Origin of the sequence: Morganella morganii, assembly GCF_019243775.1 — a bacterium.
Classification (GTDB): Bacteria; Pseudomonadota; Gammaproteobacteria; order Enterobacterales; family Enterobacteriaceae; genus Morganella; species Morganella morganii.
Genome location: NZ_CP069157.1, coordinates 2136157 through 2148581 on the forward strand (window position 1 = coordinate 2136157; position 12425 = coordinate 2148581).

Sequence of the window (12425 nt, forward strand, 5' to 3'; positions counted from 1 at the left end):
GGGGGACTGTATCCAGTCCCCACGTGACAACCAAAATAAATTTAATAGCAAATTAAAAGAATATTAATCAAAAACCGAACTCATTAAACATATCTTTACCAATAACATCATTATTGTGAGATTTGTTAATATCTTTTATTTGATCAATCAACCCCAAACCAGCCCCGACAGGTCCACTCACACTAAAGCCGACACGGCTGGAGCGGCTACGGCTACGACTGTTACTATGAGTTTGACTGCTACCATTGCAGTTGCTTTGACGAACAGTGGTTACACCATTAGCATGGTGTTCTCTTGCCTCACTTTCCGTGCAATCTCTGCTTGCCTGAGTATCACTATTTCCGGAGGCATAATTATCACTATCCGTATACCACTCACTATATTGTCCAGTCGGAGCAATGATTCCGGATAAAGTATCGTATGTTGAGTACTGATGCGGAAGGCTATTACAAGCACTTAATACCATTGAACAAGTGGTGACAAACGTTAATTTAATAAAAGTAGCTATATTCATCATGTGTTAATTTCTGAAATAGTAACCATATGTAAAAAAGTGCGGATAATTATTCATTTCTTAAATTTGAAATCAAGACCTAGTGCTCTCTTTTTTAAGAAACAGTTAACATCCAAAATAAAAACAAACAGATATACACCACCTATTTTTATTTGGTCGCAAAAATCAAACGATTAATGAACTTTTTGTTATCTCTCCTCCGCTATTTCCTGTGCCTCCCGCTCCATCTGTTCAGCCAGTTCGCGCTGTTTCACATTCCACACAGAGCCCTGCGGCATTTCAACACGTACATCGAGACGGGTGGATTCCGGCAGGTCACACAGTTCACCGTCCTGATAAAAGATGCGCTCACCTTCCGGGGTGACGTCTTTCAGCCGCCAGTTCTGGAAACGTTCCGGCAAATGCGCATGCTGACGGTGACAGGTTTCAATAATCAGGCTGCCGTCACTCTGCACCCTGTCATCGACATAAACCAACTCAAGGCCGTTATTGTCTTTCGGTACTGATATACCACCGTTTACACCCCAGGCACCATCTGAGTTATAACCAAGAATGCCGGTAATGTGATATTGGCCGGTGCCGGTGCGGCTGACTTCAGCACCTTCGGATTCGTCGTTGGTGTCGTAATGGCCATCAGGGTAAATCTGAACGATTGGCGACGATTTTTTATAATATCCACTGCCGTCTACGATATACATATTGGATGTCAACACCCTTACCGATTCCCATGCAGAACCAGTATACCGATGTATCGCCATGTGCGTCGCGCCGTAGTTGGGAAGGACTATCCTTTGTCCAATATCCCCGGAATACCTAGTTGTTATAACGCTTCCAAATCTGTCTCCTATGACAGAAGGGGGATTTTGACTGTTCTGGTTAAATCTATACATACCATTAGGCAAATTGGTATTAGTGAAATTTGTCATATACGGAGGATAGTCCGCGTATACTGACCCCCATCCGGTTGCCTGCTGAATCCAGGAGCGAGTCGCAACTACGCCGGTGTCATATGGTATCGTCACAATGTGCTGGTTTTCGCCGTTAGCTTGCCGATACACAATGCTAAGCATTGATGCTGTACCCGCATGAGGATTTGTCTCCAGTCGCACATAGCGGCCATCGATCTTTACTAAATCCAGTCCTGTATATTCTCCGTCACTAAAGCAGCGGGTGGAGCCATCCGAAATCAACGCAAAACGATATCTGTCTGTGACGGTGTCTTTAAAACCGACTGTTCCCCCGTCTTCCAGCTGAACAACATTCCTTTTGTTCGGACTTTGTACGCGGGTAACAGCAGAATTTGGCTTATACAGCATCTCCCCGACCCATTCCCTCGAAGCCAGCCCTTTTACATCCTCCAGTGTCACCTTCTGCCCGTTCGGCAACTCAATTTCCACCTGGCCGGTGTCTGTCATCCACTGCTGCATTGCCTGGAGAAAGTAAACGATATAGCCCTGATTGGCTGACATGGTGCGGGCTGCATCCGAAATGGTATCCGGGACTGTGGTGGCAATGGAGTATTTCGCACCACTGAGCGTTACCGGGGCATTGAATGACAACACCAGTTCGGTATCACTGTTTACCGCGCGGATCATCATGCTGACCGGTGCTATACCGTTCTCGATGCTGATAAGCTGGCCCGGGGCCACACCGTGAATGTTCTTTTTCCACTGCGTACCAGTGCCGGTCACAATCGGTGAACCGGCATTAATGGCTATGGTGCCGTCGGTGTAAATCATGGGGTTTCCTTAAATTTCAGACGAAAAAAAACCGCCGGAGCGGTTGTTGGAGGAGATTATTTATTTTGATTTTAGTTTTGCGGATCGAAGTAAGCGACGGTAACGGCGATAATCAGTCCTCTGTACTCTTGCCTTTAACACATGTAATTTTGTCAAACGTATCCATGCGGATCCAGCCATGCAAACCCAGAACAGGATCACCTGTACTGAAAAACCGTTTACTGTCCGGCGCATATTTTGTCAGCTTAGCTGAATAATGCCGGTTATCCAGCCCCTCAAACATATGCCCGGTGCAATCCACTGGTTTGGTGTATACGTTATGGCTGCAGGCTGTCAGCGTAGTTATTGCAGCTAATGTGATTAATTTTGATATATTCATTCTTATATCCCCGTTGTATCTATTATCATTATATATAGCGGTATATCACATGATTTAAAAGATTGTGATGCATGCGGTCTGGAATACGTATCAACCAACAGACGTACTTCCAGTTTAGAACCGTTCATTCGCCAGAAATAAGACTCGAATTCCATATATTCATCATAATTTGTTCTTTTCTGAGCACCACCGCCAAATACAACTGCACAGTTATTACCATTATTAGGCATTGTCATAGACCACATTGTATCAGGCCATAGTTTAAGCCGCTGAACATGCAGTATATTTGCAACGCCCCAGTTAGTATTATATACCACCTGATTGGTTAGCGGGTTTATCACAACTATTCCCGTTTTTTGATTACGCACCTTAACAGGAGCGTTGCCAAACTCCCAGATTTCTATATTTCCGCCGGGACCGTCGCGGAAAGGCATCGAGACAAAAGCATTGTTATTCGTATTGTCAAACGCCTGACCGCCTATTCTGACCCAGAATGATGCTCTGGCTGCGATCATTTGTGTTTTCGGATGAACTCTGGCAGGAAAATAAACCTCTTTAATGGTTCCCTGTCCTGCATCCTGCACTTTCGGACAATGAAACGACTGTTTTCTGATTAGCCCTAACGCTATATTAGTGCCGTCAATTTGCATCCGGCCGGTGTCACCAAAACATATAAAACCGTGTTTCATGATTTTACACCATATAATATACGCATATAAGTTTCCCTGGCTCTCTGTTCGTCGTTTCGCCTTAAATTACCCTCAAAAATAATAACGCCATTTTCAACCCGGCAATCGCACCAGCCGTTATGATTGAACCAAAAGCTCGGATTAACCCAGACAAAAATCTCCCCCATAGGGAGCAGGTTCCGGTGATCCCAGCTGTATTTAAACTGACCGACCGGTGCAGGATTAATATCATGCCAGCCGACGAACCGACCGAGTCTTTTACCGGAATCTAATATTTTATTACCGCGATCATCATATACAATAATCCCGTGAGCCATATTAATACCCCGATATATCACCAATAATGACCGTCAGCCGGTTATTGTCATATACTTTAATACCGCCCGCTGTAATACCGGTACCGTTTGTTGTTGTTCCGTCAAAGAACTCAAATTTATTAGCCTTTGCATCCAGAATAAAACCCTGTTTACCCGGCACATAGTTCTCCGACTGCATTTTGTCAGTGACAACCACACTGTTAAGCCATGCCTGATTAATGAACGCCTCACGCATAAAGACCTGTCCGTCCTTCATGTACATGAACATGTCCATCGATTTTTTCACCGGATTATAAAACGCAAACTGCTGAGCGTTAAAACCGATAAGGGTGTTCACCTGACCACCTTTCAGCTCAGCCCCGATCACCATACCGGCGGAATAATCCTCACCGTTATAACGGATCCGGACTTTCATATCGTGGACCACGGATGCCTGACCGGATGCCATATCCCACTGCGCGCGGATGGAGTTCTGCGCCAGCGCCAGTCCGTCTTCTGCTTTAACCTGTACCGCGTCCAGTTTCTCCGCAAGTGCCGTTGTTTCCGTAACCGTGTAGTTGCGGACATCGATGATTTCTGCTTTCATAACACCGTTTTCACGCTGCCAGTAACCCCACTGACCGTAAACGTTATTGGCGTTGTTGATAATGGCCTCGAAGTTATCATTCGCCTGAGACTGCAGGCCTTTAATGATGGCTGAGTCTTCGAGCTCTTTTTGCACTACATCGAATATTTCATCCGCATGGTTATTGGACTGACCTTTTTCTTCAATAAAATGAGATTTACCATACTCATTAATACTTCGGATATAAAACCAGTAATCATGTCCGGGCTTTAACTGACCTTTTGACCATACTTTTGCTCTGCCAAGGAATTCAGCCTCCTGTTCAATGTTATTAATGTTGGTAATTCTTTGCTCGCCGGAAAACCAAAATTCAAACTCAGTATTCAGTGTGTGCGGGGCACTGATATGTGGTATCAATTTCACCTCAAAGAAGCCTGACTCAACGCTGATAAACGAAGGGGCCGCTGGCGCACCAATAACCATCAGCACTTTCGACTCGCTTCCCAGCATTCCATTTTTATCTTTGCCGCGTACGCCAACCAGATATTCCCCAGCGGCCAATCCGTTGAAATAATATTCAAGATCAGACGTTTCACCAGTAAGGACAACCTTGTCATCTTTATAAACAGAAACAACGTAAGAAATATTGCGGTTAGCTGTTGTCATGGCCCACATAACTCTGGCCTGAACCTGAGAGCTGTCATTGATATAAGCTACGGAAAGGCGTTCAATGTCAGGGATTCGAACCGTATTTTGTGCAGACGGATTACCGGTGAAATTAACACCATCATCTACAATGCGCTCCTTTTTTGGTTCATGGAGAATACAGTTAAACTGATAGTTCCCGTCTTTATCTTCAGTAATAGTCAGTACCCGGAACATTCGCGTAATCAGCGTGTTTTTCGATACAGAAAACACACCGAATTTTTGCAGTCCGGCTGGTTCGCTCTTCAGGATAACAATGTCGCCATCTACTGATGATATTTCTGTTCTGATGAACTTCCCGCTGCCGCCGAGGTAAGCAAAATATCCCTTATCACCAGAAGACCATTTTATAGGTGCATCTGTTTTTACTCTGCTGCCAACAACATCTAAAACCCGGCCACCGACTTTTGAACCCGCAAATGAATCATCCGCTATTTCAATGATGTCACCCGGAAGACAATTAATACCCTCCCTGAAAGTCGTGAATGTTACACTTTCAGTCTCAAGCTTCTCTGTTTCCAGAATCCATTTACCAACACGATGAGCCTGCCCCCTGCTGGTGCAACCGAAAGCCGTTACTTTCTTAACATTCAGTCCGCCAAATCTTATGATCTGACCATCATCCTGTATAAACTCCCTCTCTTCCTTCCAGCCGTTATCCGGGTTAATCCATGAAACTTCAACTGCATTATGCCTTGCACTTTTAGCTGTTGATGTATAATTGAATTTCCCGCCGATAACATTTGAGTTTGTGTATGTCCATTCCGGATCTGCGGGCCTGTCCTGAAAGCAGGTTAACTGCACTCCATCCCATAAAGGCATTCCGCGAAATACGGATGCCAAATCATCAATAACGTCTTTCGCTTTCCGCTGTGAGGTAATATAGGCATTGAAAGTAAATCGTGGCTCTTTGCCGCCAAACCCATCCGAAACCATTTCATCGCAATACCTGGCTATCGCATACAAAGCAAACCGGTCACAACCAAAACGCCCCATCACGGAACCAATCCCGTAACGCCCATTGGTCACCAGATCGTAAAAAATCCATGCGGGATTGTCTGTCCATGCAGGCTTAAACCTCCCCGTCCATATACCGTTATAGCTGCGGGTTTCCGGGTCATAATTATCCGGGACCTGAACAATCAGCCCTTTGATATGATATGTACGTTTAGGCGTGTCACCATACTGAGATTTATCAATGCGCATACCAACCACAGCGGAGTTTGGGTATGAAAATTTAGCATCCGTAATTTCTGTATAGCTGGCCCACACCGTCCCGTTTTTAAGAAGGTCACTTTTACTGTCATCAGTGAGGCGCGATACTCTTATCTGAAACGGCTTTTGCTTTGGCGCGTTAATAATATGTGATTCAAGGTACTGACCACTTATTTTCCCGGGACCTATTGTGATTGTTTTTTCTGTCACCCATCCGCTGCCAGCATTAATCTCGACAAGCATCTGAACAGAAGTGTTTTCCTGGTTGCCTTTGTTGTCCTGTTTTACCAGCGCCGAAACACCTAATGTAAAGCGAATGCGATCGACTTCCTGATCAGATACCGTACGCAATATCGGTGTTTCTTTTTTCACTTCCACGTTTACAGGTATTTCTTTCTCAACAAACGGGAAACCATCGAGCGGAGACTGAGACTGCGTACCCGATCTCCACTGAACTTCGACCCCGCGAATATTCGGATTACCTTGTTTATCGACTATAGGCGTTCCGTTCAGCAGGAATCCCTGCATTCCGCCAACCGGTCCTTCAATAGGACCTTCTGACACCAAATCAATAATGTTCAGAAACTGCTTATTTTTCAGGTTGTCATCAACCAGACTCGGCGTGCTTCCGCCACCACCACCTTTGCCCATTTATACTGTCTCCAACCCCTGTGAAATCACATTTGAGCCAACCACCATCTCTCCATAACAAAGCGGAACGGGATATCCTTGCCCGATTCTGTTGGAAAGTGAGCTGAAATACTGGTTACTTTCTGAATTGCCTTCACTGAAATTTGGTGCGCCCGGTGTTCTTGTCAGCATCGTTGCCACCCCTGCTGCCGCTATTCCGACACCAGCAGCAAACATAGCCGTCGATGTCATCGTTGCCAGAAAACCGCCCGGAATAAAGAATGCCCCGGCAATTAGCGCTGCGCCGCCGATAATGCCAAGGAAGCCACCTGATTTTGCGCCACCTATAACCGGCACTATCGTGATAACATCATTGTCATTAAGTGGAGTGTGTAATCCTGCCACTATGCAGTCCTCTGTCATATCATGACCGGCAACGCGTACCCTGAACTGCCCACGGTTTATTTCCCGTTTTAATCCGTCAATCTGATAACACAGACATCTTAACGCCTCACCTGCACTGCTGACCTCTAATTCAAACCGGCGTCCATATCGGCGTAAATAGCCAGCAAACTGTAGTCTGACCACTGTTTGTGCCTCCATATGCTGTGTGTGAATTTAAACCAGTAGCCACCGTAAACATCCCGCTTACTCAAACGATCAGGGCGATGATGAAGAATCTCCTGATTACCGATATATAGCGCTGCATGACAAGGTTTTGATGTACCCAGGCAGATAAGAATAACGTCGCCATCCCGTACTTCATCAACCTGATAAAAACCCTGTCCGGAAATGTTATCCAGATACAGATTGTCACCGGTGTACCACCAATTATCATGTCGCTCAAAGTCATCAAGACTGATGCCGCACAAATGGTAAGCATCCCGGATAATGCTGTAGCAGTCCTGCACACCGTGATTAAACTCACGCCCCAGCAATCGCGGAACAGGATTAAATTTCAGTAACCGGTCATCACAAACGAGCCACCACGGTAATCCGGTTTTAACCTGCATATCCCTGTCGCCCGCGCTTAAAAATGGCAGTCCAGCCGGATGACTGTGCACGACAGCTTCCACTTCTGCATGACTCTCAGCTCTCAACCATTCCTCTGAGCTGATTTCAAAATAATTTTCCGGGTCAGGGTGAATATTGGTACACGGGAAATAAATTCCCCCTGAAACCAGCCCACACGACTCCCTCACACCTTCCGTTGTTGCATGTGCGATAATGTTACTTTCAATCATGGGTTAACCTAGTTTATTGGAGCCGAGAAACCCACCGAACGGCAATACTGAGGAGTGGCGAAGTTTGCAGCCACGGTACTTATGAGAGCACTGATCTTTTGTCGGTTCATTGGTCGGCTGATCCTTTTCGTCTGCGACAGGAGGCCCGTCATACCCGCAATCCTGTCCACGATATCGCCACGGGCATATATCAGCCTGAATAACCCGGGCGGGAATTTGTGCATTATCTGTTTCTGTCGGCAGCGCCAGCACATATGTAACGAAATCTGAGTCTGAATTTTCACGTTGCTCAATGACAAATTTCTGTACAGCCTCACGGGACGGATCTGCCTGATTGTTTCCATCCGGAAAATTTACCGCATCAAGATATTGCTCCATAACCTGCCGTCTGGTAACAATCGCCCCCAGTGCGTCGTCATAATCGTTATTGATTGCAGTCAGCAACCCATCAATGTTGGCGAATGTCATCTTCGGCCTTGCTGACGCTCCCTGCGCTGTCATGCTGAGTCCGGTTACCTGAACCGGATACGGATCATATCGGTTACCCTGCCAAATCACCGGTTTCAACAGGCCGTTCATTCCGTCATGAAAGCGGTATACATTCCCGCCGAAGCGACTTAAATCCACCTCATACAAATCAAGCATTGCTGATTGTTCAATCTGAGTAACCGCAATCCGCATATCTGCCGGAATATCTCTCACGCAACCACCTCCTCAAATACACAATCAATCTGCCAGACAGACTGTTTCCTCGTTACCTGCCAGTTACGGCACACGAATGTCCGCAGGGTTCTGTCATCCCCTGTCAGCCACAGGAATGATTCCACGGCCCCACGCTGACTGAGAAAATTATCTATTTCACGTCCGACAGAAACCGGTTTGATGAATGCCAGGTTATATGTTTTAAGCTGATTATTGATTCCGTCTTTGGCTCTCTGCTCGTAGCCATTGCCGAATTTTGCAACCCTGACCTTCGGTTCATTATTAATTTGGCAGGCATCCTCAGGACGCCATTTAAATTCATCCATTTATCGGTTCCATTAAAAAAGCCACCGTACTGGTGGCTGTTAATAGCGCTGATTACCTTGTATTGCACCGCTTCTGATTTCTGTCATCAGAACGTCATATACAGTACCTTTAACCATCCTGGTTATCATTGTTGCTTCCTTTTCTGTCATGCCATTGGGAGCCTGAACCTGAAAATTGAAGTGCATATCCCCTATGCTGACACCACCATCGCCACCCATCTGCCGGTTACTGATTACTTTTCCGCTGTCACCGGGGATCATGTACTGATGACCGTTCGACGCCTTGAATATTTCAGGCTGCCCGTTCTCACCAACGCGATACATTTTGTTAGCGTCAACGGGGCCACCGTTATAACGGGCACCGGCGACAGCCATTGTTTTACTCGCCGCCATGGCTGACATGTAAGACGCTGAACCAGCTGTAACCGCCGCCCCCATCGTTGCAATAGCAGCACTCATTGCCGCTGGAGCCCATGCTGATTGTGCTGCCACGGTCTGAGCAACAGTAGATGCCTGCGCTGCTGTTGACATGGCCTCACCAACAACCATATTTTTAATCTGCTGCATCCCCATCTGAACTAACGCCCCTACAGCCTCATCAACAATGGTTGATGCTACATTACGGAATGCATCATTAAGACTCTGTGCGCCGGTAATAAGCCCTGTCAGTACGTTGGATGAGCGCTGACCGAGAGCATCAAGACCATCTGCGAGAAACTGATTGGCCTGACTCTGATTACGCCAGATTTCCCACTGAGCATTCAGTCTTGCTTCCTCATACTCAGTGTTTGCTGCATTTATCAGCGCAAGACTTTGCTGTGCCGTAATAACTTTCTGATTTTCAAAATTTTTAATCAATGCCAACTTCTGAGCGTGCTCATTAGCCAGCGCCTGAACAGGATCAACCTGAGCCGCCATTTCCTGGACAGGAGATACAGCAGATTTCGCATTTATTTCCGCTGTTTTTCTGGCGTGTTCCGCTTTTAACTCAATGCTGCGTTTCTGATACTGTTCTTCGGTGATGAGGTTACCTTTCAGTTGCCGTTCGAGTTGCTCTCCGGCCAGTTTCATATCCTGATCAGCTTTTGCCTGCGGGTTCTGCTCAAATGCCTCTTTGCGGTCTTTGATTTTCTGCGTAAGGTCGTACTCTTTACCGGCCAGTGCTGTAACTTCGGCGATCTGAGCGGAATTAGCTTTTGAACCAAGCTTCTGTACTGCTTCAAGAATTGCAGCCTCGCGGGACAGCCCTTTTGTTTCCAGCTCTGCAACTTTCGTCGCATTAGCCAGGTCGGTTATCTTCTGTTTGAGTTTTTTCGCTTCTGTTGCTTCTTTTTTTGCTTCGGATACCGCCTCCCTTGATATTTTAATACCGGTTTTTTTTGCTTCGCTTGCCTCGCCAGCTTTAGCAGCTAATTCAGCAAGTTTTTCAGCTTCCTGCTCTGATATCCCTTTATCTTCAACATAATACTTGACCTGTAATTGACGTCTTACTACGTCATCCTTCGCTCCAGCCATTTCAATTTCACGTTCAAGCGTCTTTTTCATGTCAGCGCCAGCATCTGACCATTCAACTTTCAGGCTTGCTGAATTGAACTTTTGTTTTGCTTTTGTGGCTCCGTCAAGGTCAAGTCCGTAAGCGCGAAGTGCTGCTCCGGCATTAGGTAGCAAAGTACTCGCCTCTCGCTTTAGCAGCTCCTCGCCCTGCAACAATTCCCCGTTTAACTTCGCTTGCGCTGCACTGATAAAATTCACAGTCTTGCTTCTGTCATTTTGCACGCGCTCAAGATTGGCTTCTGCTTTTGCTAATTTTCTGGATATTATTTCGAGGTTCTCCTGGGTACTACCAAAGTGTAATACCCCATCAGAATATGCTTTGTATGCTGTTTTGAGATTTTTAACCTCCTGCTCTGCAGTGCGCTGAGCATCCGTCAGAACTTCGAGCTCGTCCCTGGCATCTGCTATTTTTGCTGCCAGTTCGGTGCGAGACATTTTATCCATGCTGGCACGCAATTCATTTAGTGAATCAGCAAACTCTTGTGCTGATCTTTTTGCTTCTTCAGCTTTTTGGAAAAAATAATACACAGCGGCTCCGGCCAACATCGCAGCACCAACCGGTCCACCAATCAAGGATAGAGCTTTGCTTGCCAACCCACTTGCAACGTTAAGTCTGTTCTGTGCCGCAGCGAGACTATTTGTAGCTGCGGTTTCCTGCTGTGTTAATCCTGTTATTACTGATGAGTTTACTGCCAATTCACGGCGAATTCTGGTTCTCTGCGCTTCAGTAGTGGCTGCTGCCAGCTGCGCACCCAGCGACTGCTGAACTGTCACAGCCAGAGTCTTCTCAGCTGCAATTCTGTTGATTGTTGCCGTGGCGGCTTCGATCTCAACTCTGACCGCTTGTTTTGTCGCCGCCATACCGGCAAGTGTCTCTTTAACTTTCTTTGCCTGAGCGGTAGCTGATAGCGTAAGAGCTCCAACATATCTAGACCCCATGACACCGGCTGCAATAAGCAATACGTTAGCCAGTGATTCCAGATTGTTGCTGGCAGATACGGTAGCGTCGTTGAAGATGTTTATAAATGTCTTAACAGTGGTGTTTTCGCCAAAGAATTTAGTAATATTATTGCTGGCGATCTGAAGAGACTGCGACATTGTTTGTGTTGTATTCGCAAACTCCTTCTCAATAGCTGGTCCCATTTCACGGAATGCTTTTAACAGTACATCCGTGGTTAATTTGCCTTCTGCGGCCATCGCCCTCAGCTTGCCGATGCTGACACCCAGTGAATCCGCAAGTCCTTTCATCAGTGCCGGAGCCTGTTCACTCATTGAGTTAAATTCCTGCCCGCGCAGTACACCAGATGCCAGTGCCTGTGATAACTGGACAAGTGCACCTTCTGATTCTGCTGCTGTGGCACCTGAAACGGTCATTGCCTTTGAGATAGTGGTGGTTATCTGCCCTAACTCTTCGCCGCTGAGCCCGGCACTGCGCATCGCTCTTTCCAGTCGTGAATACAGCGTTGCGATACCGTCAAGGCTTGAACGACTGTTCTGAGCAATATCAAACACGCGCTGATTCACCACCGCCAGCGTCTCTCCGGCCTTTATGGAGTTGACGAGTTTGTTATTCAGCACCGTCCAAGCTTCCGCGTAGCTGGTAACGGCTGATACAGACAAGTAAGCAGTCAGAGATACGGCAACCCGCGACAGCGAGGCCATTGAGCGCTCAGTGCCATTGACGGCGGTCGTTGTGCGGTTAAATCTGCCTTCCATATTCCGCAGCCGCTGATCCAGTTGACGCTGTGATGTCAGCAACTGAGCAACATCCATCTGCACCTGATATACGATTTCACCGACGTTTGCCATTTACCGGCTCCTTAAAATGAAAAACCGCCAAATGGCG

The 12425-nt window shown here is 46.6% G+C and carries 11 protein-coding genes; all 11 read right to left on the reverse strand.

What is annotated here, in order from left to right:
* Positions 1-67: 67 nt before the first annotated feature.
* The 11 genes from JL661_RS10355 to JL661_RS10405 all read right to left on the reverse strand — a co-directional run bounded on the left by JL661_RS10355 (position 68) and on the right by JL661_RS10405 (position 12388).
* Positions 68-517 carry a hypothetical protein gene (locus JL661_RS10355; RefSeq protein WP_225310137.1) on the reverse strand — a complete coding sequence of 150 codons (450 nt, stop codon included), beginning with the start codon at positions 515-517 and terminating at the stop codon, positions 68-70.
* 185 nt (positions 518-702) lie between these two features.
* Positions 703-2253: a phage tail fiber protein gene (locus tag JL661_RS10360; RefSeq protein WP_036423168.1), complete on the reverse strand. Its 1551-nt coding sequence runs from the start codon at positions 2251-2253 to the stop codon at positions 703-705.
* Positions 2254-2365: 112 nt separating this feature from the next.
* Positions 2366-2632 (reverse strand): hypothetical protein, encoded by a 267-nt coding sequence (locus tag JL661_RS10365; RefSeq protein WP_004242380.1) that lies wholly within the window; start codon positions 2630-2632, stop codon positions 2366-2368.
* Positions 2633-2634: 2 nt separating this feature from the next.
* Positions 2635-3321, reverse strand: a complete 687-nt coding sequence (locus JL661_RS10370) for a hypothetical protein (RefSeq protein ID WP_004238648.1) — start codon at positions 3319-3321, stop codon at positions 2635-2637.
* On the reverse strand, positions 3318-3638 hold the full coding sequence (locus JL661_RS10375) for a hypothetical protein (RefSeq protein WP_004238646.1): 321 nt from the start codon (positions 3636-3638) through the stop codon (positions 3318-3320). The genes JL661_RS10370 and JL661_RS10375 overlap by 4 nt, the downstream gene beginning before the upstream one ends.
* A 1-nt stretch (position 3639) precedes the next feature.
* Positions 3640-6774, reverse strand: a complete 3135-nt coding sequence (locus tag JL661_RS10380) for a TipJ family phage tail tip protein (RefSeq protein WP_004242379.1) — start codon at positions 6772-6774, stop codon at positions 3640-3642.
* The gene (locus JL661_RS10385; protein ID WP_205814236.1) at positions 6775-7356 is read right to left on the reverse strand and encodes a tail assembly protein; all 582 of its coding nucleotides are present in this window, start codon (positions 7354-7356) and stop codon (positions 6775-6777) included. It lies immediately after the preceding gene.
* Entirely contained in the window at positions 7284-7997 is a 714-nt protein-coding gene (locus JL661_RS10390) for a C40 family peptidase (protein ID WP_036421935.1), read from the reverse strand. The genes JL661_RS10385 and JL661_RS10390 overlap by 73 nt, the downstream gene beginning before the upstream one ends.
* Positions 7998-8000: 3 nt before the next feature.
* The gene (locus tag JL661_RS10395) at positions 8001-8699 is read right to left on the reverse strand and encodes a phage minor tail protein L (RefSeq protein WP_036423162.1); all 699 of its coding nucleotides are present in this window, start codon (positions 8697-8699) and stop codon (positions 8001-8003) included.
* The gene (locus tag JL661_RS10400) at positions 8696-9025 is read right to left on the reverse strand and encodes a phage tail protein (RefSeq protein WP_004242374.1); all 330 of its coding nucleotides are present in this window, start codon (positions 9023-9025) and stop codon (positions 8696-8698) included. Before JL661_RS10400 ends, JL661_RS10395 begins: the two co-directional genes overlap by 4 nt.
* Before the next feature lie 39 nt (positions 9026-9064).
* Positions 9065-12388, reverse strand: coding sequence for a tape measure protein (locus tag JL661_RS10405; protein WP_062772602.1), 3324 nt, complete (start codon positions 12386-12388; stop codon positions 9065-9067).
* Positions 12389-12425: the final 37 nt, after the last annotated feature.

What these genes read in the sequence shown, in the direction of transcription:
- JL661_RS10400 (WP_004242374.1), bottom strand. Translation starts at nt 9,025, where the DNA reads ATGGATGAATTTAAATGGCGTCCTGAGGATGCCTGCCAAATTAATAAT.
- JL661_RS10365 (WP_004242380.1), bottom strand. Translation starts at nt 2,632, where the DNA reads ATGAATATATCAAAATTAATCACATTAGCTGCAATAACTACGCTGACA.
- JL661_RS10385 (WP_205814236.1), bottom strand. Translation starts at nt 7,356, where the DNA reads ATGGAGGCACAAACAGTGGTCAGACTACAGTTTGCTGGCTATTTACGC.
- JL661_RS10390 (WP_036421935.1), bottom strand. Translation starts at nt 7,997, where the DNA reads ATGATTGAAAGTAACATTATCGCACATGCAACAACGGAAGGTGTGAGG.
- JL661_RS10360 (WP_036423168.1), bottom strand. Translation starts at nt 2,253, where the DNA reads ATGATTTACACCGACGGCACCATAGCCATTAATGCCGGTTCACCGATT.
- JL661_RS10370 (WP_004238648.1), bottom strand. Translation starts at nt 3,321, where the DNA reads ATGAAACACGGTTTTATATGTTTTGGTGACACCGGCCGGATGCAAATT.
- JL661_RS10355 (WP_225310137.1), bottom strand. Translation starts at nt 517, where the DNA reads ATGATGAATATAGCTACTTTTATTAAATTAACGTTTGTCACCACTTGT.
- JL661_RS10380 (WP_004242379.1), bottom strand. Translation starts at nt 6,774, where the DNA reads ATGGGCAAAGGTGGTGGTGGCGGAAGCACGCCGAGTCTGGTTGATGAC.
- JL661_RS10375 (WP_004238646.1), bottom strand. Translation starts at nt 3,638, where the DNA reads ATGGCTCACGGGATTATTGTATATGATGATCGCGGTAATAAAATATTA.
- JL661_RS10405 (WP_062772602.1), bottom strand. Translation starts at nt 12,388, where the DNA reads ATGGCAAACGTCGGTGAAATCGTATATCAGGTGCAGATGGATGTTGCT.